This window comes from Nonomuraea cavernae (assembly GCF_014646355.1).
In the GTDB taxonomy this organism is placed as follows: Bacteria; Actinomycetota; Actinomycetes; order Streptosporangiales; family Streptosporangiaceae; genus Nonomuraea; species Nonomuraea cavernae.
Genome location: NZ_BMNH01000014.1, coordinates 70,943 through 93,412, shown reverse-complemented (window position 1 = coordinate 93,412; position 22,470 = coordinate 70,943). Strand labels below are relative to the sequence as shown.

General features: G+C 70.7%; 23 protein-coding genes. 9 read left to right on the top strand and 14 right to left on the bottom strand.

The features are described 5' to 3' along the window. Positions 1–8: 8 nt before the first annotated feature. Positions 9–578, top strand: a complete 570-nt coding sequence (locus tag IEY82_RS22375) for an isochorismatase family protein (protein WP_189126150.1) — start codon at positions 9–11, stop codon at positions 576–578. A 112-nt stretch (positions 579–690) separates the two neighbouring features. Beyond that, positions 691–1,305, top strand: coding sequence for a hypothetical protein (locus IEY82_RS22370; RefSeq protein ID WP_189126149.1), 615 nt, complete (start codon positions 691–693; stop codon positions 1,303–1,305). Here the strand turns inward: IEY82_RS22370 and IEY82_RS22365 are convergent. The 7 genes from IEY82_RS22365 to IEY82_RS22335 form a co-directional block, all read right to left on the bottom strand. Continuing rightward, positions 1,302–1,676, bottom strand: coding sequence for an STAS domain-containing protein (locus tag IEY82_RS22365; protein WP_189126148.1), 375 nt, complete (start codon positions 1,674–1,676; stop codon positions 1,302–1,304). The two genes, IEY82_RS22370 and IEY82_RS22365, sit on opposite strands and share 4 nt — an antisense overlap. A gap of 157 nt (positions 1,677–1,833) precedes the next feature. Next, complete coding sequence (locus tag IEY82_RS22360; protein ID WP_189126147.1) at positions 1,834–3,582, bottom strand: DEAD/DEAH box helicase; 1,749 nt, start codon at positions 3,580–3,582, stop codon at positions 1,834–1,836. 133 nt (positions 3,583–3,715) lie between these two features. After that, a complete protein-coding gene (locus IEY82_RS22355) occupies positions 3,716–4,528 on the bottom strand; it encodes a hypothetical protein (protein ID WP_189126146.1) in 813 nt (270 codons plus the stop codon). Positions 4,529–4,688: 160 nt separating this feature from the next. Beyond that, a complete protein-coding gene (locus tag IEY82_RS22350) occupies positions 4,689–6,077 on the bottom strand; it encodes an MFS transporter (RefSeq protein WP_189126145.1) in 1,389 nt (462 codons plus the stop codon). Positions 6,078–6,103: 26 nt separating this feature from the next. After that, positions 6,104–7,018, bottom strand: a complete 915-nt coding sequence (locus IEY82_RS39935; protein ID WP_189126144.1) for a zinc metalloprotease — start codon at positions 7,016–7,018, stop codon at positions 6,104–6,106. A gap of 77 nt (positions 7,019–7,095) precedes the next feature. Next, complete coding sequence (locus IEY82_RS22340) at positions 7,096–7,356, bottom strand: DUF3039 domain-containing protein (RefSeq protein ID WP_189126143.1); 261 nt, start codon at positions 7,354–7,356, stop codon at positions 7,096–7,098. Positions 7,357–7,460: 104 nt separating this feature from the next. Continuing rightward, positions 7,461–9,065 (bottom strand): DHA2 family efflux MFS transporter permease subunit, encoded by a 1,605-nt coding sequence (locus IEY82_RS22335; protein ID WP_189126142.1) that lies wholly within the window; start codon positions 9,063–9,065, stop codon positions 7,461–7,463. A 158-nt stretch (positions 9,066–9,223) separates the two neighbouring features. Between IEY82_RS22335 and IEY82_RS22330 the strand changes: the two genes are divergently transcribed. Next, positions 9,224–9,940 carry a TetR/AcrR family transcriptional regulator gene (locus IEY82_RS22330; RefSeq protein ID WP_189126141.1) on the top strand — a complete coding sequence of 239 codons (717 nt, stop codon included), beginning with the start codon at positions 9,224–9,226 and terminating at the stop codon, positions 9,938–9,940. Here the strand turns inward: IEY82_RS22330 and IEY82_RS22325 are convergent. Next, positions 9,937–10,515 (bottom strand): YqgE/AlgH family protein, encoded by a 579-nt coding sequence (locus IEY82_RS22325; RefSeq protein ID WP_189126140.1) that lies wholly within the window; start codon positions 10,513–10,515, stop codon positions 9,937–9,939. The genes IEY82_RS22330 and IEY82_RS22325 overlap by 4 nt on opposite strands. 116 nt (positions 10,516–10,631) lie before the next feature. Here IEY82_RS22325 and IEY82_RS22320 point away from each other — a divergent pair, with 116 nt between their 5' ends. Further along, positions 10,632–11,180: a hypothetical protein gene (locus IEY82_RS22320; RefSeq protein ID WP_189126139.1), complete on the top strand. Its 549-nt coding sequence runs from the start codon at positions 10,632–10,634 to the stop codon at positions 11,178–11,180. Here the strand turns inward: IEY82_RS22320 and IEY82_RS22315 are convergent. The 4 genes from IEY82_RS22315 to IEY82_RS22300 are packed head-to-tail and all read right to left on the bottom strand — an operon-like array spanning position 11,167 to position 14,738. After that, on the bottom strand, positions 11,167–12,576 hold the full coding sequence (locus IEY82_RS22315) for an NAD-dependent malic enzyme (protein WP_189126138.1): 1,410 nt from the start codon (positions 12,574–12,576) through the stop codon (positions 11,167–11,169). The genes IEY82_RS22320 and IEY82_RS22315 overlap by 14 nt on opposite strands. 58 nt (positions 12,577–12,634) lie before the next feature. Beyond that, complete coding sequence (locus tag IEY82_RS22310) at positions 12,635–13,264, bottom strand: cytidylate kinase-like family protein (RefSeq protein ID WP_189126137.1); 630 nt, start codon at positions 13,262–13,264, stop codon at positions 12,635–12,637. Positions 13,265–13,273: 9 nt separating this feature from the next. Continuing rightward, positions 13,274–14,212, bottom strand: coding sequence for a tetratricopeptide repeat protein (locus tag IEY82_RS22305; RefSeq protein WP_189126136.1), 939 nt, complete (start codon positions 14,210–14,212; stop codon positions 13,274–13,276). Continuing rightward, the gene (locus IEY82_RS22300; protein WP_189126135.1) at positions 14,196–14,738 is read right to left on the bottom strand and encodes a MarR family winged helix-turn-helix transcriptional regulator; all 543 of its coding nucleotides are present in this window, start codon (positions 14,736–14,738) and stop codon (positions 14,196–14,198) included. Before IEY82_RS22300 ends, IEY82_RS22305 begins: the two co-directional genes overlap by 17 nt. 241 nt (positions 14,739–14,979) lie before the next feature. On the opposite strand from IEY82_RS22300, the gene IEY82_RS22295 reads away from it, so the two are divergent. Both IEY82_RS22295 and IEY82_RS22290 read left to right on the top strand, forming a co-directional pair. Next, positions 14,980–16,320, top strand: a complete 1,341-nt coding sequence (locus IEY82_RS22295) for a hypothetical protein (RefSeq protein ID WP_189126134.1) — start codon at positions 14,980–14,982, stop codon at positions 16,318–16,320. A 28-nt stretch (positions 16,321–16,348) separates the two neighbouring features. Then, positions 16,349–17,020 carry a DUF4230 domain-containing protein gene (locus IEY82_RS22290; protein WP_189126133.1) on the top strand — a complete coding sequence of 224 codons (672 nt, stop codon included), beginning with the start codon at positions 16,349–16,351 and terminating at the stop codon, positions 17,018–17,020. Between the two features lie 76 nt (positions 17,021–17,096). Here the strand turns inward: IEY82_RS22290 and IEY82_RS22285 are convergent, their stop codons facing one another. Beyond that, positions 17,097–18,281 (bottom strand): acetyl-CoA C-acetyltransferase, encoded by a 1,185-nt coding sequence (locus IEY82_RS22285; protein ID WP_189126132.1) that lies wholly within the window; start codon positions 18,279–18,281, stop codon positions 17,097–17,099. 81 nt (positions 18,282–18,362) lie between these two features. Here IEY82_RS22285 and mce point away from each other — a divergent pair, with 81 nt between their 5' ends. The 3 genes from mce (at position 18,363) to IEY82_RS22270 (ending at position 21,660) form a co-directional block, all read left to right on the top strand. After that, the gene (gene mce, locus IEY82_RS22280; RefSeq protein ID WP_189126131.1) at positions 18,363–18,794 is read left to right on the top strand and encodes a methylmalonyl-CoA epimerase; all 432 of its coding nucleotides are present in this window, start codon (positions 18,363–18,365) and stop codon (positions 18,792–18,794) included. A 183-nt stretch (positions 18,795–18,977) separates the two neighbouring features. Continuing rightward, positions 18,978–20,264, top strand: coding sequence for a DivIVA domain-containing protein (locus tag IEY82_RS22275; RefSeq protein WP_189126130.1), 1,287 nt, complete (start codon positions 18,978–18,980; stop codon positions 20,262–20,264). A 193-nt stretch (positions 20,265–20,457) separates the two neighbouring features. Next, positions 20,458–21,660, top strand: coding sequence for an AI-2E family transporter (locus IEY82_RS22270; protein ID WP_225263509.1), 1,203 nt, complete (start codon positions 20,458–20,460; stop codon positions 21,658–21,660). Here IEY82_RS22270 and IEY82_RS22265 read toward each other — a convergent pair. Continuing rightward, positions 21,620–22,414 carry an alpha/beta fold hydrolase gene (locus IEY82_RS22265; protein WP_225263510.1) on the bottom strand — a complete coding sequence of 265 codons (795 nt, stop codon included), beginning with the start codon at positions 22,412–22,414 and terminating at the stop codon, positions 21,620–21,622. The genes IEY82_RS22270 and IEY82_RS22265 overlap by 41 nt on opposite strands. Positions 22,415–22,470 lie beyond the last annotated feature (56 nt).

Sequence of the window (22,470 nt, the reverse complement as noted above, 5' to 3'; positions counted from 1 at the left end):
TGCTGCCTATGGGCACCGCGCTGATCATCGTCGACGTTCAGAACGACTTCTGCGAGGGCGGCAGCCTCGCGGTGACGGGCGGATCGGAGGTGGCGGCCGCGATCACCCGGCACGTGGCGGCGCACGGCTACGACCACGTGGTGGCGACCCGCGACTACCACGTCGATCCCGGCCACCACTTCTCCGACCGGCCCGACTACGTGGCCAGCTGGCCCCCGCACTGCGTCGTCGGCACCCCGGGCGCCGACTTCCACCCGGCGCTCGACCTCGGCGCGGTGGATGAGGTGTTCAGCAAGGGCGCCCACTCGGCGGCCTACAGCGGCTTCGAGGGATCCTCCGGTGAGGGGGTGAGCCTCGGCATCTGGCTCTACGAGCGCAAGGTGCACGAGGTCGACGTGGTCGGCATCGCCACCGACCACTGCGTCAGGGCCACCGCGCTCGACGCCGTCAAGAACGGGCTGGCCGTGCGCGTGCTGCTCGACCTCACGGCCGGGGTGTCACGGGCGACCACGGACGCGGCCGTGGCCGAGTTCGACGCCGCCGGTGTCACGTTGCACGGGGCGCCCATCGTCGGCTGACGCGTAAACGCCTGGCGGGCGCGCGGTCAGATGATGACCAAGGAGTCGCCGGGCCGCCACGCCGCCGGAGTAGGACGGAGACTCACCTGTCCTCGTCCTCGTGTGAGGTGTCATGCCCGCCTACTCCCTCGGCCTGGCCTCCCTCGGTCTGGCCTGGCTGGTGCTCGGCCCGCTCAGCCTCTGGATTCTCGTCCGGGGCCGCCATGCGGCCCGGCTCGGCGCTCTCCTGACGGTGGCGGCGCTGGAGGCCGCGACGATCGCGGTCAACACCCCCTCGCCGCTGGAGGTCGTGGCGCACGACATGCCCCACGTGCCCGAACGCGTGGTGTGCGCGGAGCGCCGGCCGGTGCCCGAGACCGCCCGCCTGAACGGCCGGCACGACGGCCTGACCCTGTCCTGGGCCGCCGCCCCTGGTGAGTGCGCGACGGCCAGGGTCGTGGTGCGTCCCGAGGGCAGGAAGCTGCGCGTCTGGGTGCGCGAGGGCCCCGAGGAGGGCGAGCGCCGCAGAGAGCACAACATCGGCCGCGGGACGCCCCTGCCGGCCGACCGGCCCCGCACACTGCCCGTACGCGTCGAGCGCGGCGCCGCCACACTGCTGGTGCCGCTCGACGACCGGGGCCGGTACGTGCCGGTCGACGGCCGCACCGGGCGGCGCATCCCTGGCGTCGCGGCCCGTCACGAGACGTCCTCGGCAGCCGTCCGTCAGGGGCCCGGGCCGGGTCGCTAGCTCGTCATCGCCAGGCCCAGCGCCTCGTCGACGTCGTCGTACACCTCGAACGCGTTGCGCAGACCGGTGATCGACAGCACCCGCGCCATGACCCCGCGCACCCCGCCCAGCAGCAGCCGGGTGCCCCGGGCCTCGCACTCCTGCATCGCCTCGACCAGCGCGTTGACCCCCATGGAGTCGCAGAAGCCGACCTCGCCCAGGTCGACGATCATGAACGGGGTCGCGGGGAGCTCCCAGATCCGGCGCAGGTGCTCGCGCAGCAGCGGCAGCACGTACACGTCGAGCTCGCCTTCGAGACGGAGGACCGATGCGTTGGGGACGAGACCGGAGGTGACGACTAACGTCGGTTTGCCCGTGGCCCCAATCGACATAGGCAACGCCCTTCCGCTCAGCAACAGCCAAAGTGGTTGTTACCGCTTCCCGCCCGTCCCAATCAAATCGTCACGATGGTGTGACCGAACGCGTATGAACCGCCGCGAGATCGGGGGACGGCGTGCCCGCCGCCGTCCCCCGCGGCCGGTGCGATCGTCAGCGCCGCTGGGTGGCCCACTGGCGGATCTTGTCGATCCGTTCCTGGATCTGCTCGGCGGTGGCCTGGGCGATCGGCGGGCCGCCGCACGCCCGCCGGAGCTCCGAGTGGATGACGCCGTGTGGCTGGCCGGTGCGATGGTTCCACGCGCCGACCAGGCCGTTGAGCTCGCGCCGCAGCTCGGCGATCTGCTCGTGCGGCGCCAGCGTGGTGGCCGGGGCCTCCGGCTGCCTGCGCTTGGCCGCCTGCTGATCGGACTGGCGCTTGCGGAGCAGGGTCGCCACCTGGTCGGGCTCCAGCAGGCCCGGCAGCCCGAGGAAGTCCTCCTCCTCGGCCGAGCCCACCTCGGCCCCGGTGCCGAACTCGCCGCCGTCGAACAGCACCCGGTCGAACGTCGCCGACGTCTCCATGGTCTCGAACGGCAGCTCGTCGCCCAGGACATCGGGGTTGTCCTGCTTGCGGTTGGCCTGCTCCAGCAGGCTGTCGTCGAGCCCGTCCTCGGGCGGCCTGCGGTTGAGGACGTGGTCGCGCTCGACCTCCATCTCGTTGGCCAGCCCCATCAGGGTCGGCACCGAGGGCAGGAAGACCGAGGCCATCTCGCCCCGCTTGCGTGCCCGGACGAAGCGGCCGACGGCCTGGGCGAAGAACAGCGGGGTGGAGGTCGAGGTGGCGTAGACCCCGACGCACAGGCGTGGGATGTCGACGCCCTCCGACACCATGCGGACGGCCACCAGCCAGCGATCCTGGGACGCCGCGAAACCCTTGATCTTCTTGGACGCCCCCGGGTCGTCCGACAGGACCACCGTGGCGCCCTCGCCGCTGATGGCCCGCAGGTGGCGGGCGTAGGCGCGGGCCGTCTCGTGGTCGGTCGCGATGACCAGGCCGCCCGCGTCGGGCACCCCTCGCCGGACCTCGGTGAGCCGCCGGTCGGCCGCCTGCATGACCTGGCGGATCCAGTCGCCCTTGGGGTCGAGCGCGGCGCGCCAGGCCTGGGAGAGCTGGTCCTTGGTGAGCGGGGTGCCGAGCGTGGCGGCGATCTCGTCGCCGGCGCGGGTGCGCCACCGCATCTCACCGGAGTAGGCCAGGAAGATGACCGGCCGGACCACGCCGTCGTCGAGCGCCGGGCCGTAGCCGTAGGAGTAGTCGGCGACGCTGCGTTTGAGGCCCTCGACGTCCTCCTCGTAGCCGACGAACGGGATCGGGTTGTCGTCGGACCTGAACGGCGTGCCGGTGAGCTGGAGCCGGCGGGCGGCGGGCTCGAACGCCTCGCGGATGCCGTCGCCCCACGACTTGGCGTCGCCCGCGTGGTGGATCTCGTCGAAGATGACCAGCGTCTTGCGCGCCTCGGTGCGCGCCCGGTGGAGGGCGGGGTGCATGGCGACCTGGGCATAGGTCACCGCGACCCCGATGTAGTCGCGGGAGGTGGCCCCCTGACTGTTCTTGAACTCGGGATCGATGCTGATGCCGACCTTGCCCGCCGCGTCGGCCCACTGACGCTTGAGGTGCTCGGTCGGGGTGACGATGGTGATCGCCCGGATCACCCCATTGGCGATCAGCTCGCTCGCGATGCGCAGCGCGTAGGTGGTCTTGCCCGCGCCGGGCGTCGCCACGGTGAGGAAGTCACGCGGCTCACGGCTGAAGTAGAGGTCGAACGCCTCCTGCTGCCAGGCCCGCAACTTGGGGGCGGTGCCCCACGCGGCACGGTCGGGATAGGAAGGCGACAGGTGGGACGCGGCGAAGGTGCTCACCGCATCACCTCTGGGGTTGGTGTGCTTCGCTTTCTCACAGTGACCCAAGAGTAATCGGGGCCACCGACAAGACGTGCCGTGCACCGCGAATCCTGGCCAATGTCACCGTCGCGTGCTAATGACCGTACATGGCTCATCGCACGCTCGCCATCAGGCCGTCGAGCACCTGCCTGCGGGCGCTTTCCTCGGGCTGGAGCAGGCCGACCAGCAGCACCGCCCGCTCGCCGCGCGTGAGCAGGATCACCCGGAGGTACGCCGGCCGGTTGACCACATCCTGATACTCGGCGCGCAGCGCCCGGGTGTGCCCCTGGGAGAGTTCCCTGTCCTCCACGACGCTGACCCGGTCGCCCTTGAGCAGCAGGCGTGAGTAGAGCTCGGCGGCCTCCACCGTGTCCTGCCGGGCGTCGTCGAGGGCCACCGGCCTGGCCATCACCAGGGAGCCGGCCTCGTCCCTGGCGACCGAGGTGAACCCCGTCACCGGGGGCACCGCGTCCTGGCGCCATCCGGCAGGCAGCGGGATCGACACCCCGGCCAGCGAGTCGTGCAGCAGCCGCCCGGTCTCGGGCCGGGGCTCGGCGAGCCGCTGGACCGTCACGACCACTGCGGTGACCAGGGCGGAGGCGGCCAGCAGGGCGAGCAACGCGGCCAGGCGGCGGCGCCAGACGCGCCCCCTGGCCCGTCTCGGCAGGCCGGGGTCGGCGGGCGCTCCGTAGAGGCGGGCGGAGGGCGGCAGCGACTTCCAGGACGGGCGCGCGTCATCGCGCTCGATGCCGAGGGCGGCCGTCCGCCTGATCTGAGGGTTCCATGCCTCGTCGTCATCGTCCGGGAGGCGGCTCAGCCAGTCGGCGTCGGGCTCCTCTTCGTCCCACACCGGGTTGGGCGCCTTGGGAGGACGGCGACGCCTGGGGCCGGGACCCACGGGCCAGACGCGGCGATCATCCTCCATGACACCTCCCTGTCCCGCTGTCCTATCACTCCTTGGGGCTGCGATCAGGGAATCCGTGATCGTTGTGACAGGAGGTACGGAATCACGCTCGACGTACGAGGACTCGGCGTACGAGCGGCTCAGAGGCACGGGACGCAGCGGGATCCTGCGGGGGCGGGACTCAGCGGGCGCGGGACGCGAGGAGCGTGGCCGCCAGGGCCACCGCGGCCATGAGGCAGCAGATCACGACGAACCCGACGGCGATCTCCGCCGAGGTGTGACCGATCACGTTGATCAGCGCGCCGCCGATGCCGAGCGCCAGCGCCGACCCGAGCATGTCGGTCACGGACAACGCCGCGCTGTTGGCCCCCTGCTCGTTGACCGGCGACTGCTTGAGCGCGGTGACGCTGACCGTGGCCATGCCCAGGCCCATCCCCAGGCCCGCCACGATCCAGGCGGGCACCGCGACCCACCCCGTGATCCCGGGCACCACGGACAGGATCGTCAGCAGCACGCCGGCCACGACGCAGGCCGCGCCCAGTCGCATCCGTTTGTACGGCTCCACCTCACGCCTGCTCTGCAGGTAGGACCCGGTCGACCAGCCGAGGGCGCCGGTGGTGAGGGCGATGCCGGCGGCCGTGGGGCCGAACCCCTTGACCGACTGCAGGGCCAGCGGGATGAACGAGTTGACGCCGAAGAAGGCCGCCGAGAACAGGCCGCGCATCATGATCGTGGTGGGCAGGCCCCGGCCGAACCGGAGCGCGCCCGGCGGAAGCAGCCTGATCAGCCCGTACACGAGGAAGGCCGCGGCCACGATCACCATGATGGCGCTCTTCAGGGGTGAGAAGCGCAACTCGTCGACGCCGTAGAGCAGCACGCCCGCTCCCCCGGCGGCCGAGGTGGCGGCCAGCGTCATCAGCAGCGGCCGGGAACGCGGGCCCGACGAGCGGGTCCGGTCCTCCTCGTCCGGCCGCTTCCCGAGCGACGGGAGCAGCATCACCAGAGCGGGCACCACGAGCGGGACGATGCCGTAGAACACCCAGCGCCAGCCCCACTCATCGGCGACGAACCCGGCGACGGCCGGGCCGACCATCGCGGGCACCACCCACGCGGCCGACGTCGCCGCGAAGACCTTGGGCCGGACGTCCGGCGGGTAGACCCGGGCGATCATGACGTAGATCGCCACGATCGTGCATCCGGCCCCCAGCCCCTGGACGGCCCGCGCCACCAGGAACATCTCCCTGCCGGTGGCCGCGCCGGCCAGCGCCATGCCGGCCACGAAGAGCGCCATCCCGATCAGGAACGGCATCGCGTAGCCGTGGCGGTCGGCCCAGAGGCCCGACACCACGTTGGCGAACAGGCTGGCGATGAGGAACGCGGAGAAGCTCACGCCGTACAGGTTGAGCGCGTCGAGCTGCTCGGAGATCTCCGGCATGACGACGCCGACGGACATGCCTTCGAAGGCGACCAGCGTCATGACGAGCAGGATGCCGAGTGTCGCCGTGCGGTACGCGGGGCCGAAGATGCCAGAGGGTTTGTATGGAGTGTCGACTGGCTTCGCTGCTGTCACGCCGACATCCTAGACGCGGTCCCCGCTCACACCGCCGCGCGTGCCGCCTGGTCGCGGTAGACCGTCCACATCTGGCGCATCCGGACCGCCTGGCCCCGGGTGAACTCCCGCATGCACCGGTCGTGGGCGTAGTCCATGAAGTTGTGGATCGGGTCGGTGCCGCCGCCCTCGCAGGTGTCCTTGAACTGCGGGCAGCCCTTGGTGGGACCCGCCTGCGACGCCGTGTCGTCGACCCCGTCGCCCGGTTCGACGCAGCCGTTCTCGAAGGTGTGGAACAGGCCCAGCCAGTGGCCGATCTCGTGGACTCCGGTGTAGCCGAGGCTGTAGTCGGTCAGCGGGCCGCCGGGCATCGTGCGCCAGTCGATGACCACGCCGTCGCTGACGGGGCTGCTCGGGTACCAATAGGGGTAGGTGGAGAAGCCGAGCACCCGGTAGTCGAGCTGGACGATGTAGAGGTTGAGGGTCTCGGGCCCGCCCCTGCGCAGGGCCGTTTTCATCTGCGTCTCGTTGGTCACCGGATCGGTGAACCAGGCGGCGTTCTCGGTGACGTCTGTGCCGTCCAGCCGGAAGGCGACGCCGGTGGCGGCTCCGCCCAGGCGCCCGGAGTAGGCGGCGGCGAGGGCCTGGAGCTGCGCCTTGATGGAGCGGTCGGGGACCCGGGTGACGCCGTCGGTGAGGATGTGCACCCAGAGCGGCACCGTCACCGTGGCCGGCGGCGGCGCCCCGCCGAGCCGCGTGTCGATCTCGGTGAGCACCGCGGCCACGTCGCTGGACTGTGGCGCCCCCGGCTCAGGCCCGCGCGGATCGTCACGATGCCGGTGGGCCGTGCCCGGTGTCACGCAGCCGGACGCGGCGAACGCCGGTGAGTCCGCGCGGAGCGGCGGCGTGAGCGTGGCCGTGAACAGGCATGCCAGAGAGACAGCGGTCGCGCGCCTGGTCATACGATCCCCCGTAACGATATGAGCAGGTCTGATTACTGACCGTAGTCATATCTGGGATGATCGCCAGGCACCAACACTCACTGCTTCTGGTCGTCGCCCTCGCCGCCGCCCGGAGGGAGGCCCTCGTAGATCTCCTTGCATTCGGGGCAGACCGGGTATTTCTTCGGGTCGCGGCTGGGCACCCAGATCTTGCCGCACAGGGCGCGGATGGGTGTGCCGGTCACCATGCTCTCGGTGATCTTGTGCTTGTCGGCGTAGTGGGAGAACCGCTCGTGGTCGCCGTCACCGTGAGACGTCTGCGGCGTGGTCTCCTGCTGAGGGAGGATCTTCGTGCTCACCTCACCGATTTTATGCCCGCCGGCGACCGCTCCCGCTGGCGCGCCCTCCCCCGAACAGGGGTACGGCTCCCGCCACCAGGGCGAGAGCCGTACGGGAAGGCGGGTCAGCCGAGGTGGACCGGCTGGCCCTCCGTCTTGCGGCCGGACTTGACGAACAGGGCCAGACCGGCGGTCAGCAGCGCGACCGCCGTGCTCACCAGGAACGCCAGGTGCATGCCGTCCATGAAGGCGTTGTTGACCGCCGGGCCGACCAGTTGCACGAGCTGTTCGGGCGTGCCCTCGGGGAGCCCGCCGAAGGCGGCGGCCTTCTCCAGCAGCGTCATCTGGTCCGGCGGGATCGCCTGGGCCGCCGGGCCGAGGTAGCCGGGCAGCTTGGTGGAGATCTCGGCCGCCATCACGGCGCCCAGGATCGCGGTGCCGAGGGCGCCGCCGACCTGCATGGCCGACTGCTGCACGCCACCCGCGACGCCGCTGAGCTCGATCGGGGCGTTGCCCACGATGATCTCGGTGGCGCCGACGAAGACCGGCGACAGGCCGAACGCCAGCAGCACGAACGGGATGGAGGTCTCCACGAAGGTCGCGTCGATGCTGAGCTGCGACATGAGGAACATCGAGACAGCCGTGATCAGCAGGCCCGCGGTCATCGTGATCTTCGGGCCGAGCCGGCCGAGCAGGATGCCGGCCAGCGGCGAGGCGACGATCATGCCCGCGCTCATCGGCAGCATGCGCAGGCCGGCGTCGAGCGGGCTCAGCCCGTGGACGCCCTGGAAGAAGAAGCCGAGGAAGAACATCGCGCCGAACATGGCGAACGTCACCATCGTCATCAGCACGACGCCGATCGAGATGGACGCGTTCTTGAACAGCGAGAGCGGCACCAGCGGCTGCTTGGCCCGGCTCTGCCAGAAGATGAACAGCCCGATGAGCACCGCGAACGCGGCCAGGAAGCCGATCGTGGTGCTGTCGCCCCAGCCCCACTCCGGCGCCTTGATGATCGACCAGACCAGCGCGAACATCGCGCCGGACAGCAGGACCACGCCCGCCCAGTCGATGCGCGCCAGCGTCTGCACACGGGGCTCCTTGATCAGGAGGAAGCCCATGACCAGGGCGATGATGCCCACCGGCGCGTTGATGAAGAAGACGGACTCCCAGCTCACCTTCTCGACCAGCACGCCGCCGACGATCGGGCCGGCCGCGCTGGACAGGCCGATGATGGCCCCCCACGCGCCCATGGCCTGGTTGAGCTTCTCGCCGGGGAACGCGCCGCGCAGCAACGCCAGGGCGGCGGGCTGGAGCAGCGCGCCGAACAGGCCCTGGAGCACCCGCAGGCCGATCAGCGCGCCCACCGGCGTGACGCCGGGGACGATCTCGGCCAGCTCGGCGCTGAAACCGATGCCGACCGAGGTGAGCGCGAAGCCGGCCACGCCGATCAGGAAGACGCGCTTGTGGCCGAACAGGTCACCCAGCTTGCCCGCCGTGATCAGGAACACCGCCAGGGCCAGCAGATAGCCGCTGGTGACCCACTGGAGGTCGGCCAAGGAGGCGCCCAGATCCTTCTGGATGACCGGATTGGCGATGCCGACCACGGTGCCGTCGAGCATCACCATGATGACGCCGAGGCTGACCGCGAGCAGCACCAGCCATGGGTTGCCGCCGGTCCCCGTTCTACCGGGGCCCGGCGACGACGGCGCGTCAACCGTCGCGTGAGCCATGAAATATCCCCCTCAACACACACGCCCCACAGTGGGGCAAAAGTCACGTAACCGCCGGGTAATCTATGTCAGTCGGTGACATATTACAACTCGATTTTATTCGTCGTTTCATGACTTATGGCACACTGTGACAGACAGGTTTCGAGGGAGTGACGACCATGGGGCTCCGGGAGCGCAAGAAGGCCAGGACGCGTCTGGCGATCCTCGACGCGGCGCTCGACCTGTTCCTCGAACAAGGGTACGACTCGACCACGGTCGACCAGATAGCGGGGTCCGTCGAGATCTCCCCCCGCACGTTCTTCCGTTACTTCACCGGGAAGGACCACCTGGTGCTCGGGTTCCACGACCAGGGCGTGGAGATCATGATGGACACCCTGCGCGGCCGTCCCACGGACGAGCCTCCCTTCACGTCGCTGTCACACGCACTGCGCGCGGTGACTCGTGACATGGAGGACTCAACACCCGAAGACGCCGCCCGATTCCTGAAGCTGCGCCGGATCTTCGACGACAATCCCCGCCTCGTGGGGCTCTCGGTGGCCAAGGTCGCGGAGACCGAACACGCCCTGGTCCGCGAGATCGCCGCCCGCAGGGGCGTCGATCCCGACTCGGACCGGCTCTCCCGCCTCATCGTGGCGTTCGCCATGTCGACCATGCGCGTCGGCTTCGAGTGCCCCCTGCACGACGTCGCCGACCTGAACGAGATCGTCCGGCGGATGCGGGAGACCATCGAGCTCGCCGAGGGCCTCATGCGGCCGGACTTGAACCCCGCGGACTGGAACCCCACGGACCCGAACACCCCGGACTCGAACACCCCGGACTCGAACACCGCGGAAAGGGACACGGTGGATCGGGACGGCTCACACAGGGACGCCTAGTTGAGCGTCGGGTCGTCGGGACAGGTCGCCACGAAGGCCAGCTCTCCGGCCTGCCGCCGCAGCACGTGGCGCCACAGCGAGCCGGGATCGGTGTGGAAGGTGTCACCCACCTCGGAGTCGACGACGTACCACGCGCCTTCGGCGATCTCGCTCTGCAACTGCCCGGAGGTCCAGCCGGCGTAGCCGGCGAAGATGCGCATCTGCGCGATCTCCCCCTGCAGGATCTCGGGCGGCGCGTCGAGATCGACCGTGCCGAGCCGCGAGACGGCAGGCGTGCCCGCGTGCAGCCGGCGCCAGCCGAGCGGCTCCGCCCCGCTCGGCACCGCCGCCAGCGCCAGCGCGCTGTCGGTCTGCACCGGGCCGCCCTCGAACAGCACCGGAGGGCCGGTCACCAGCGGATCCCACACCGGCAGCACCTGGGTCACCGAGATCTCGCTCGGCCGGTTGAGCACCACCCCGAGGGTGCCGCCGTCGAGGTCGTGTTCGAGGATCAGTACGACACTACGCCGGAAGTTGGGGTCGTCGAGAAGCGGCGTCGCCACCAACAACCCGCCAACGTAGATCGCTTCCGCCATATATCCATCATGAAGGGTCAACCGCCGATCCCGCTCCCCCACTCCACACACGTTACGCTATGCAGTCAAATGGGCACTATACGGAGCAAAGTCCTGCATCGTCGTGGAGCCCGTTCATGCGCACCGCAACCCGTCTCAGCCTGGCCGTCCTGATCGTGGCCGTCCTGCCTCTGGCCGCGATGCTCCTGCTGCCCGCCAGGGCGGGGGCGTGGCCGGACTCCGACGACCCCCTCACGATGTCGGTCGACCGGATCAGCTGCCGCAGCGGACGGGTCTCGGTCGCGCTGCGCAACCGCACCCGGCACCCGGCCAGGTTCGACCTGCGGGCCGGCTCGTCGACCGTGATCAGCGGGACCGTCGACGGCCACGACACCGTCCGGCAGGACATCACCGTCGACCAAGGCGACACCGTGCGGATCAGGGCGTACTCGGTGGAGGGCTCGCGCGACCTGATCGGCTCGGCCCGCGCGAAGAACGACTGTCCGCAGGGGTGGCGCCGCCAGTCACTGCCCCACACCGGCCCGCCGCTCGCCCTCATCGCCAAGCTCGCGACCGCGGTGGCTCTGCTGCTCACCGGCGGGATCCTGTGGTGGTACGGCTCCATCTGGCCCGGCTCGTGCCCGCCCGGCAGCGCGGATCACCGGGCGAGGATCACGCCTCGGTGAAGCCGCGGGCACGGCCACCGGCCGACTCGCGGACGGCCGCGGCGACCGCGGTGGCCACGTCGGGGTGGAAGACGCTCGGGATGATGTAGTTGGGGCCGAGCTCCTCGGCCGTCACCACGGCGGCCAGGGCCCCGGCGGCGGCCAGCAGCATCTCCGAGGTGACCTCCGTGGCCTGCGCGTCGAGGAGGCCGCGGAAGACCCCGGGGAACGCCAGCACGTTGTTGATCTGGTTGGGGTAGTCGGAGCGCCCCGTGGCCACGACGGCGGCGTGCTCGCGGGCGTCGTCGGGAGACACCTCGGGCTCCGGGTTGGCCAGCGCGAACACCACCGCGTCGGGGGCCATCGTGGCGATGTCGTCGCCCGTCAGGATGCCCGGCGCCGAGACGCCCACGAACACGTCGGCGTCCTTGACCGCACCGCGCAGGTCACCGGCGTAGCCCTCGGAGTTGGTGTGGTCGGCGATCCACCGCAGCGAGTCGTCGAGGTCGTCGCGGCCCTTGTGGACGGCGCCGAGATAGTCGCAGACGATCACGTCGCGCGCGCCGGCCGCGAGCAGCAGCCGCAGCACCGCCGTGCCCGCCGCGCCCGCTCCCGCCATGGTGATGCGGACGTCGGCCAGCGACTTGTCGACCACCCGCAGCGCGTTGGTGAGCGCGGCGACCACGCAGATGGCGGTGCCGTGCTGGTCGTCGTGGAAGACCGGGATGTCGAGCAGCTCGCGCAGCCGCCGTTCGACCTCGAAGCAGCGGGGCGCGGAGATGTCCTCCAGGTTGATGCCGCCGAAGCCGGGCGCGATGAGCTGGACCGTGCGGACGATCTCGTCGACGTCCTGCGAGTCGAGGCAGATGGGCCAGGCGTCGATGCCCGCGAAGCGTTTGAACAGCGCCGCCTTGCCTTCCATCACCGGCAGCGCCGCCTCGGGACCGATGTTGCCGAGGCCCAGCACCGCCGAGCCGTCGGTGACGACGGCGACCGTGTTGCGCTTGATGGTCAGCCGCCGGGCGTCCTCCTTGTTGCGGGCGATCGCCATCGACACCCGCGCCACGCCCGGCGTGTAGGCCATCGAGAGCTCGTCGCGGTTGCGCAGCGGCACCTTCGACACCATCTCGATCTTGCCGCCGAGGTGCATGAGGAAGGTGCGGTCGGAGACCTTGTGGATGACGACGCCGTCGACGCCCTCCAGCTGGTCGACGATCGCCTGAGCGTGGTCGGTGTCCCGGGCCGCGCAGGTGACGTCGATGCGCAGCCGCTCGTGACCCGCGTTGGTGACGTCGAGGGCGGTCACCACGCCGCCTGCCGACTCTACGGCGTGGGTGAGCTGGCTGACGGCCTTGCCGCCTGCCGACACCTCCAGCCGCACGGTGATGGAGTACGACACACTCGGGACGGTCGCCACGTTCAATCGCTCCTTCGGGCCTGACCAAGAAGTCCTCCTATCGTAGGGGGGAATCCGGTCAGCCCAGCGCCTCCGCCGCCGTCGTGATGAGCTCGACGCACGTGGGAACGGGAATGCAGGTGCTGTCGATGACCAGGTGATAGAGGCACGAGTCGGTCGGGTCGGCCCGGTAGAAGTGGCGCACGTAGGCCGCGCGGGCGCGGTCGTTGTCCTCGATGAGCCGGCGGGCCTCACGCTCGCCGAGGTCTCCCAGGGTGGCCGTCTGCAGCACCCGGCGCTTCAGCGGTGCGTCGAGTCTCACATGCAGCGCGCCGGGATGGCCGGCCAGCACGATGGCCCCGGCCCGGCCCAGGAAGACGCCGCCCCGCACGCGGGCGGTCTCGCGGAGGACGCGCTCGGTGCGGTGGACGAAGTCCTCGGGCGCGTGCGGCAACACGCCCGGGACGTACATGTCGATGCCGCCGAAGGTGACCGTCGGCAGCCGCACCGCACCCGACAGCAGCCTGCCGAGGCCGTGCTCGGCCCGGTCGTCATGGGCCAGCGCCTCCTCCAGCGAGCAGCCGAGCTCCTCGGCCACCGCGCTCGGGATGGCCCGGTCGACGAAGGGCACACCGAGCCGCTCGGCGACCGCGGGGCCGATGAGGCTGCCCGCCGTGCCGTAGGTCGCGGAGATCGTGACGACCCGCATGCTCCCAGGTTAGAACAGCGCGCTCGACAAAGCTCTACGTGCTCTGGCCAAGGACGGGTCTTCGGCGGGAAGCGCGTCGAACAGGCCGAGCAGATGGCGCCTGGCCTTGTCACGCTCGTCACCCGAGGTGCGCTTGACCACGGCGACGATCCGGTCGAACGCCTCGTCGACGGCCCCGGACAGCATCTCGAGGTCGGCCGCGAGCAGCTGGGCGTCGAGGTCGGCCGGGTCGGCGAGGCGCCTCTGCACGTCGTCGGGGTCGGCGTCGGCGGTGCGCTTGATCAGGCCGACGCCCGCGAGGCCCATCTTGGCGTCCTCGTTGCCCGGCGCCCGGGCCAGCAGTCTCTCGTAGGCGGCCTGGGCCGCGTCGAGGTCGCCCTGGTCGATCGCCTGCTCGGCGGCCACCAGGTCGGGATCGGCCGGAGGAGCCTCGGGCGGCGCCTCCTCGCCGGCCTGCGGAGCCGGCCTGGCGTCGGGGTTGGCCTGGTAGAACTGCTCGACCGCGGCCATCAGCTCGTCGAGCCAGCGGCGCACCTCCTGCTCGGGGAGCACCTGCTGGAAGCCGGTGACGGCCTGCCCCTGGAAGATCGCCAGCACGGTCGGCACCGCCTGCACGCGCAGGGCCTGCGCGATCTGCGGGCTGGCGTCGACGTTGACCTTCGCGAGGACGGCCCTGCCGCCGGTCTCGCCGAGCACCTTCTCGAGCACGGGGCTGAGCTGGGCACTGCCCGGCGCCCGCGGCGACCACAGGTCGAGCACGACGGGCACGGTCATCGACCGGTCGATGACATCGGTCGTGAAGGTCTCCTCGGTCACGTCGACGACCAAGGCTGAGGAGGCCGCCTGCGGCCCTCCGCTCTCACGCCGGGCCTGCGCCTCCAGTGCCTGCTTACGGGCGCCCAGATCGATCGCTCCGTAGAGCGATCCGGGCCTAGAGAAGTCCGCCATGCTCCTCATCTTGCCGCATCGTGAAGTCGCCCGCCGCCACCCGTAGTGTGCGCAACTGGTCGAACATCCGCCGCAGCTCGTCCTCGTCGTACATGGTGAGCCCGAAATCGGCGGCCATCAGGTCGTCCGTCGCCTGCCGTACGGCGTCGCGACCGGCGTCGGTGATCTCGGCGAGCACGCCGCGTCCGTCGCGCGGATTGGGCAGCCGGCGCACCAGCCCCGAGCGTTCGAGCCGGTCGACCGTGTTGGTGACGCTCGTCGGATGCACCATGAGCCGCTCCCCGATCTTCGACAGCGGGAGCGCTCCGGTTCTGCTGAAGGTCAACAACACGAGAGCCTCGTACCTGGCGAAGGTCAAGTCGTACGGCTTCAGGAGCGAGTCAAGTTGCGACAGCAGGATCTGATGCGCTCTCATGATCGAGGTGACGGCGGCCATCGCGGAAGCGGGTCCGAAGCGGGCACGCCAGGTCTGAGCAGCGCGGTCGATGGGATCGAACGGCAGGTTGAGAGGCTTCGGCGTCGACACAGCGCTACCGTAGCGCGCTGCTCGTCCCGTTTGGACTGGTTACTCTACGCGACCGGATTCGCCGCTTGACCAAGAATGCGGACGTGAAACATCACGCTCAGTTATGGTTCTCGCATCGAAAGGTGACGCGGAAGCCAAGTTCACCGGCGGTGGGGACCTGCCCGGACTGATCGTTTCCGCTTTACCAACAGGGCACGGGGGTGCTTGATGAACGTCAACGGGGTAACGCGTGCCTGAACACGTGAGTGTCTCTCGCGAGGAACTGAAGCAGAGCGCGGCCGTCACGGTCGCCGTGCTCCTGGCTCTCGGCCTGGTCGCGGCGTGGAGTGTCCTGATACCGGGCGTCGACGCCTGGGAGAACATCGTGGCCGCGGTGATCGGATCGCTCCGGCTGACCGGGCCCGTGGCGGCCGCCTTCGCCGCGTGGGTGGCCCTGCGCAAGCGCAGGGCGCTGGGCGACCGCTGCCTGACGGCGTGGCGCGCGCTCAAGGCGCCGCTGGCCATCGTGCTGGTGGTGCTCGGCTCGTTCGCCGCGACGGTGCTGGTGCTGGCCGTCAAGACCGTGCTCACCGACCAGTCGGGCCGGCTCAGCCTGTCGGGGCTGGGCGTCGGCATGGCGGGGCTGGCGCTCTACTCGGTGATCGGGTGGGTCGCCGGCTGGCTGGCGCCCCGGGCCGTCACGCCGCCGCTCGCCGGGCTCGGCTGCTACGCCCTGTTCACCTGGTTCGCCGATGGACGCGGCTGGGCCGACCGGCTGGCTCCGGGCACGGGTGAGCCGTACGACCTGTTCCAGGGGCTGAGCGGCGCCGCGTTCCTCAACCAGACGATCTGGCTGCTCGGCGTCACGGCGGCGCTGCTGCTCGGCTGGACGGCGCTGGTGACCAGGCGGCCGCTGGTGCTGGCGTGCGCGCTGCTGGCCGTGCTGGCGGCGGGCACGGGTGTGGCGCGGCTGCTGGGCGAGCCCAAGCCGGCGGCCGCGCAGGAGATCGCCTACAGCTGCCAGGACTGGCCGATCACGGTCTGCCTGCACCCGGGGATGCGCAGCGGCCTCACCGAGCTGGGCGCCACCTTCACCAAGATCGCCTCCCGGCTGGCGGGCACCCCCGCCGCGTTCACCCGGGTGGAGCAGCGGCCCCTGGAGGAGAGCCTCAGGCCGTCCGCCGGTCTGGCGCCGATCCACGTGCCCGATCTGTCGGCCGGCTTCGCCGACCAGGCGTCCTACGAGTACGTCGAGTCGCTGGCCACCCGCTGCCCCGGCACCCCGGCCGACGGCTACCGCGAGATCGTGATGGCCTGGCTGCGCGGCGAGCCGCTGCCGGGCGGTCCGCTGGCCGAGCACCAGTACGCCGCCGCCTGGTTCTCGGGGCTGAGCGAGCACCAGAGGCGCGAGTGGCTGCGCATGTTCTACAGCGACTTCCAGTCGTGCAAGCTGTCGAGCACCCATTTCGGCGGCGGTCCGGCCCAGACGCCCACGCCCGCGTCAGCGGTCGGCTCCTCACCGGTCTATCCCGTCTATCCCGCCCCCAGCGCCAATCCCTCGCCGGCCTGGGGCCCACAGATGTCACCAAATGGCTGGCAATGATGATCCATGCTCGGGTAGTCAACACCGCATGAAGACATTCCAGACGGAGCCGGCGGCGGAGACTCCCCGACGGCGCCGTGCGTGGCGATATCTGGCCGGGTTCCTCGTCGTGGCGATCCTGCTGGTGGTGGGCGGACGCCTGGCCTGGAGCTGGCTCGATCCCTTCGGCGAGGAGACGGTCGACCGGAGCCAGCCGGTGCTCCTGCAGTCGATCAAGGACCTGAGCCGGTTCGAGGCGGCCACCGGCAACTTCCAGGTCGTGGTGGACCTGGAGAAGGACGCCACCTTCCTGCCCGACGCGGTCAAGGGCACCCGCACCCTCTTCGTGGGCGCGGGCGGCGTGGACGCCTATGTCGACTTCTCGACGCTGGCGGCCGGCGCGGTGACGGTCAACGCCGAGCGCACCGAGGCCACGGTCCGGCTCCCCCGCGCGCAGCTCGAGAAGCCCAACCTGGACAACCGGCGCTCCTACGTCTTCGCCCAGCAGCGCGGGCTGCTCGACCGGGTGGAGGGCTTCCTGTCGTCCTCCCCCGGTGACCAGCGGGAGCTGTACGTGCTGGCGGAGAAGAAGATCGCCGAGGCGGCCGCCGCCAGCGACCTGCGGGCGAGGGCCGACGCCAACACCAAGGCCATGCTCGAAGGGCTGCTCAAGTCGCTCGGGTTCGACAAGGTGACGGTGAAGTTCACCGACGAGCCCTGACGCCCGAGGTCCCCGAGGTCCCCGAGGTCCCCGGGTCCCGGAGTTGCCCGGGGTGCCCGGGGTCGCGGGCGTCGGCTCAGGCCGGGACGGAGATGATCAGGGCGTCTCCCTGGCCGCCGCCGCCGCACAGGGCGGCCGCGCCCAGGCCGCCGCCCCTGCGCTTCAGCTCGTACGCCAACGTGAGGACGATACGCGCGCCGGAGGCGCCGATCGGGTGGCCGAGCGCGATGCCACCGCCGTTGACGTTCACCTTGTCGAGCGGCAGGCCGAGCTCCTTGGCCGACTGGACCACCACGCTGGCGAACGCCTCGTTGATCTCGACCAGGTCGAGGTCGCCGGCCGCGAGCCCCTGCTTGCCCAGGGCGTGCTTGATGGCGTTGGCCGGCTGCGACTGCAGCGAGGCGTCGGGGCCGGCGACGTTGCCGTGCCTGCCGATCTCCGCCAGCCAGGACAGGCCCAGCTCCTCGGCCTTGGCCTTGGACATGACGACGACCGCGCAGGCGCCGTCGGAGATCTGCGAGGCGGACCCGGCCGTGATGGTGCCGTCGGCCGCGAACGCGGGCCTCAGCCTGGCGAGGGTCTCCACGGTGGTGTCGCCCCGCACGCCCTCGTCCTCCTTGACGACCAGCGGCTCGCCGCGCCGCTGCGGGATCTCCACCGGCACGATCTCGTCCTCGAAGGCGCCGTTCTTGATGGCCGCCGCGGCCAGCTGGTGGGAGCGGGCCGACACGGCGTCCTGCTCCTCGCGGCCGATGCCCAGGCGGGCGTTGTGGCTCTCGGTCGACTCGCCCATCGCGCACTGGTCGAAGGCGCAGAACAGACCATCGTGGGCCATCGAGTCGACCACGTCGCTGCCGCCGTACTTGACGCCCTTGCGCAGGCCGGGCAGCAGGTGCGGCGCGTTGGTCATCGACTCCATGCCGCCGGCCACCACGATGTCGAACTCGCCGGCGCGGATGAGCTGGTCGGCCAGGGCGATGGCGTCGAGACCGGACAGGCACACCTTGTTGATGGTGATCGAGGGGACCGTCATCGGGATGCCGGCCTTGACCGCCGCCTGGCGCGAGGGGATCTGGCCCGCCCCCGCCTGCAGCACCTGGCCCATGATCACGTACTCGACGGCCTCGGGCGCGACCCCGGCACGGTCCAGGGCCGCCTTGATGGCGATGCCGCCCAGGTCGACGGCCTGCAGCCCGGACAGGGCGCCGAGCAGTTTGCCGATCGGGGTGCGTGCCCCTGCGACGATGACGGAACCAGACATGGCGGCCTCCTGTGCCCACGAGGGATTCTTTGACACCATACCTACGTGTAAAAGGACGTTAGCAGTGGAGGTAGGCCACCCATGTTCATGCGTATCGACCACATCGGAATCGCCTGTCACGACCTGGAGGAGAAGATCGAACTGTTCTCTGGAACGTTCGATCTGACCGTGGTGGCCCGCGAGGTGAACGAGGAGCAGGGCGTCAAGGAGGCCATGCTGCACATCGCCGACGGCGAGGGCGGCGGCTCCTACATCCAGTTGCTCGAACCCCTGTCGGAGGACTCCCCGGTGGGCAAGTTCCTCGCCAAGCGGGGCGAGGGCGTGCACCACGTGGCCTTCGGAGTGCCCGACGTCGCCGCGGCGATGGATCAGATCGGGGCAAAGGGCGTGAGGCTCCTCGACGAGCGCCCGCGACACGGGTCGATGGGGTCGGAGATCGCGTTTCTGCACCCCAAGGACGTGGGAGGAATGCTTACGGAGCTGGTCCAGGCGGCCCGGCCCGCACAAACCTAAAAATCGTTCATATGTAACTAGTCACGCAGAAAGTTGGACGGGGCCTCGGAGTCGGCATCGGCGGAGTACGCTGGCTTTCCACCGGACAAGGGGCCTGCCGCGAGGCACAGGCTCCTGGCTCGGATGCCCCGAACCCCCCGTCCGGCCCGTGTAGCCGTCTCGACAACCCAGGATCGAGCCTCCATGCAGTCCGACATCGACGCCCAACTCAACAACTTCTTCGAGGACGCCCCCGCACGCGAGTTCGACGTGGTGCTCCGTGGTTATGACCGCCACCAGGTCCATGATCATTTGAAGCAGCTCGACGGCGAGCTACGAACGGCTCGCGAGCAGGTCACCGGCCTGCAGCGCGACCTGTCCGACTCGCAGCGCCAGCTCCAGGAGCAGGAGCGCCCCACCTACTCCGGTCTGGGCGCCCGCATCGAGCAACTGCTGCGGCTCGCCGAGGAGCAGGCCACCGAGCTCGTCCAGGCCGCCAGGTCAGAGGCCAACGAGATCAAGGCCGCGGCCAAGGTCGAGGCGGCGGACCTGCGGGCGGCGGCCGAGTCCGAGGCGGCCGACAAGCGGGCGCAGGCCACGCGCGAGAGCGACGAGATGCGCACCAGCGCCGAGCGTGACGCCGAGGAGATCCGCTCGACGGCGCGCCGCGAGGCCGACGAGCTGACCAACACCACCGAGCGCGAGGTGGCCAAGCTCCGCGCCACCGCCGACCACGAGGTGGCCGAGAAGCGGGCCGACGCCGAGCGCGAGATCGCCAAGCTGCGCACGACGACCGAGCGCGAGGTCGCCCAGCTGCGGGCCTCGACCAAGCGCGAGCGCGACGAGGTGCTGACCACCGCCAAGCGCCAGGCCGACGAGATGCGGGCGCAGGCTCAGCGGGTGCTGGAGGAGTCCGAGGCCAAGCGGGCGCAGGACGAGGCCGAGTTCGAGATCCAGCTGGCGTCCCGGCGCGAGGAGGCGGAGCGCCAGGAGGCCGATCGCCACGCCAGCGCGCAGGCCGCGACCCAGAAGCTGGTCGCCGAGGCCGAGCAGCGCGCCGCGACCGCCGAGTCGCGGGCCACGAAGGCCACCCAGCAGGCCGACCAGACCCGCCGCGAGGCCGATCTGCACGCCAAGCAGCTGGTCGCCAACGCACGCAAGAACTCCGAGCAGATCGTGGCCGAGGCCAAGTCGAGCGCCGAGACCATAGTGACCGAGGCGAAGAACGACGCGGAGCGCACCCGCTCCTCGATGCAGCGCCAGGTCGACGAGCTCACCCGCCAGCGCGACAGCATCACCAGCCACCTCGCGCAGCTGCGTCAGCTGCTCGGTGGCGCCGCGCTGCCGGGCATGGAGCCCGAGCCCGCCGTGGCCGCGGCCCCGCCGAAGCCGGCGATCGCCGCACCCGCCAACGACAAGCCGATCGCGCCGGCGCCCGCGCCCAAGCCTGAGACCAAGGCCGAGGACGACGCCGAATGGTGGCAGGAGTAGTCAGGAGGCCACTACACGGGGGCTGACAGACGGCTGAGGAGAGCCTGGTGACCTTGATGGTCGCTAGGCTCTCCTTCTGTTGCGGCGGCTCAGGGCGTTCTCGTCGGGGTTCCGGCCCCCACTTCGGCCCTTGCCTCCGGCTACCGTCGCGGCTCCGCCGCGGTTTCCACCCCCCGAGTCATCAGGAGTCCCCGTGTCCGCAGAAGCCGACCCCGTGCCCGCTCAGGACCGGCCCCCGGTGCTGGAGCAGGCTCCGGCGCCGGGCGCCGCCTCTCCGGGTGACACCACCGGTGCCGCTCCTCCGGGTGACACCACCGATGCCGTTCCTCTGGGTGGCAGCGCCGACGCCGCGCCGTACGGACTGCCCGGCAAGCCGCTGGCACGCGGCCCGTTCCTGTTCGGGCTGGTCGGCGGGCTCGGGGTGCTGACCGCGATCGCGATCGCGCAGATGGTCGTCGCCTCGCTGCACGTGATCATCCTGGTCGTGGTGGCGATGTTCCTGGCCGTCGGGTTGAACCCGGCCGTGGAGGCGCTGCAGCGGCGCCGGCTGGGCAGGCGCGGCGCGATCTCGATCGTGTTCGCCGGGGTCATTCTGGCGTTCGTGCTGTTCGGGCTGGCCGTGGTGCCGCCGGTGAGCCAGCAGCTGGCTGAGTTCGTGGCCGCCGTGCCCGGCTACGTCACCGAGCTGAGCAACCATCCGACGCTCCGCCGGCTGGACGCCGAGTATCAGATCCTGCCGAAGGTGGCCGCGTTCGTCACCGACACGCTGGGGCCGGCGCTGGCCTCGGGCGTCGTGGGCGCCGGGCTGGTGGTGCTCGACGGCGCCTTCACCACGGTGACGCTGCTGGTGCTCATGCTGTACTTCCTCGGCTCGCTGCACACGATCAAGGACTATCTGCTCAGGCTGGTCCCGGCCTCGCGGCGCGCGCGGACCGGCGCGATCGCCGAGGAGGTGCTCGACGGCATCGGCGGCTACGTCGCGGGCAGCGTGCTCATCTCGGTCATCGCGGGCGTGCTGGCCTGGATCTTCCTGTCGCTCATCGGGGTGAAGTACGCGCTGGCGCTGGCCCTGGTGGTCGCCCTGACGGATCTGATCCCGCTGGTGGGCGCGACCATCGGGGCCGTGCTCGTCACGGGCGTGGCGTTGCTGGAGTCGTGGCAGGTGGGCGTGGCCTGTGCGGTCTTCTTCCTGGTCTACCAGCAGATCGAGAACTACCTGATCTACCCGCGGGTGATGAAGCGCTCGGTGGACGTGACACCGGCGGTGACGGTCATCGCCGCGCTCTTCGGCGGGGCTCTGCTCGGCATCGTGGGCGCTCTGGTCGCCATCCCGGTGGCGGCCGCCATCGCGCTGGTCATCCGGGAGATCGTGCTTCCTCGGCAAGCCCGGTGCTGAGAAACTCAGCCACCGCCGCGTTGAACGCCTCGGGCTGCTCGACCGCGCTCAGGTGACCGGCCTTCGGGATGATCTCCAGCCTGCCGTCGGACGCCGCCCGCGCCATCGCCTCGGCGTCGGCCGGTGTCGCCAGCTCGTCCTCCTCGCCCACGACGACCAGCAGCGGCACCTCCAGCGCGGCCAGCGTGTCGAAGGAGTCGGGGCGGCCCGCCATGGCCCGCTGCGCCCAGGCGACGGCGCCCGGCGGCGCCGACTGCACGAGGCCCTTGACCCGCCCGAACACCATCGCCCGGCGCTCCTTGGTGGTCGGCCCGATGAGCGCCGGCAGCACCTCGGCGAGCAGCACGTCGCTGCCGTCGGACAGAACGGCCCGCGCGATGCGCTCGCGGTTGTCGCGGGCGGGCTGCGGGTCGGGCCCGGCCTTGGTGTCGGCCAGGATCACGCCCAGCAGGCGCTCGGGGTGGCGGCGGCAGAACGCCATCGTGACGTAGCCGCCCATCGACAGCCCGCCGACCACGGCCCTGTCGATGCCCTCGGCATCGAGCAGCCTGGCGACGTCGTCCGCCATCAGGTCGACGGACGGCTCGTCGTCACCCAGCCGCGACCCTCCGAAGCCGCGCAGGTCAGGAGTGATCACCCGGCACGATCCGGCCAGCCCCTCTCGTTGCGCCAGCCACATGGCCGAGGAGAGCGGGAACGCGTGGAGCAGTACGACCGGGAGTCCGGTCCCGGCTGATCTCGTGTAAAGCTGCACGACCACACGGTAGCCCTGATCCTCGTGACAATCACTCCACGACGTATGCCGATATA

Bases quoted from the DNA above. Each gene is read 5' to 3' on its own strand.
- IEY82_RS22325 (WP_189126140.1), bottom strand. From the start codon at position 10,515: ATGGCGGAAGCGATCTACGTTGGCGGGTTGTTGGTGGCGACGCCGCTT.
- IEY82_RS22355 (WP_189126146.1), bottom strand. From the start codon at position 4,528: ATGGAGGATGATCGCCGCGTCTGGCCCGTGGGTCCCGGCCCCAGGCGT.
- IEY82_RS22370 (WP_189126149.1), top strand. From the start codon at position 691: ATGCCCGCCTACTCCCTCGGCCTGGCCTCCCTCGGTCTGGCCTGGCTG.
- IEY82_RS22310 (WP_189126137.1), bottom strand. From the start codon at position 13,264: ATGCGGGTCGTCACGATCTCCGCGACCTACGGCACGGCGGGCAGCCTC.
- IEY82_RS22275 (WP_189126130.1), top strand. From the start codon at position 18,978: ATGCAGTCCGACATCGACGCCCAACTCAACAACTTCTTCGAGGACGCC.
- IEY82_RS22320 (WP_189126139.1), top strand. From the start codon at position 10,632: ATGCGCACCGCAACCCGTCTCAGCCTGGCCGTCCTGATCGTGGCCGTC.
- IEY82_RS22335 (WP_189126142.1), bottom strand. From the start codon at position 9,065: ATGGCTCACGCGACGGTTGACGCGCCGTCGTCGCCGGGCCCCGGTAGA.
- IEY82_RS39935 (WP_189126144.1), bottom strand. From the start codon at position 7,018: ATGACCAGGCGCGCGACCGCTGTCTCTCTGGCATGCCTGTTCACGGCC.
- IEY82_RS22375 (WP_189126150.1), top strand. From the start codon at position 9: ATGGGCACCGCGCTGATCATCGTCGACGTTCAGAACGACTTCTGCGAG.
- IEY82_RS22365 (WP_189126148.1), bottom strand. From the start codon at position 1,676: ATGTCGATTGGGGCCACGGGCAAACCGACGTTAGTCGTCACCTCCGGT.
- IEY82_RS22290 (WP_189126133.1), top strand. From the start codon at position 16,349: ATGAAGACATTCCAGACGGAGCCGGCGGCGGAGACTCCCCGACGGCGC.
- mce (WP_189126131.1), top strand. From the start codon at position 18,363: ATGTTCATGCGTATCGACCACATCGGAATCGCCTGTCACGACCTGGAG.
- IEY82_RS22285 (WP_189126132.1), bottom strand. From the start codon at position 18,281: ATGTCTGGTTCCGTCATCGTCGCAGGGGCACGCACCCCGATCGGCAAA.
- IEY82_RS22305 (WP_189126136.1), bottom strand. From the start codon at position 14,212: ATGGCGGACTTCTCTAGGCCCGGATCGCTCTACGGAGCGATCGATCTG.
- IEY82_RS22330 (WP_189126141.1), top strand. From the start codon at position 9,224: ATGGGGCTCCGGGAGCGCAAGAAGGCCAGGACGCGTCTGGCGATCCTC.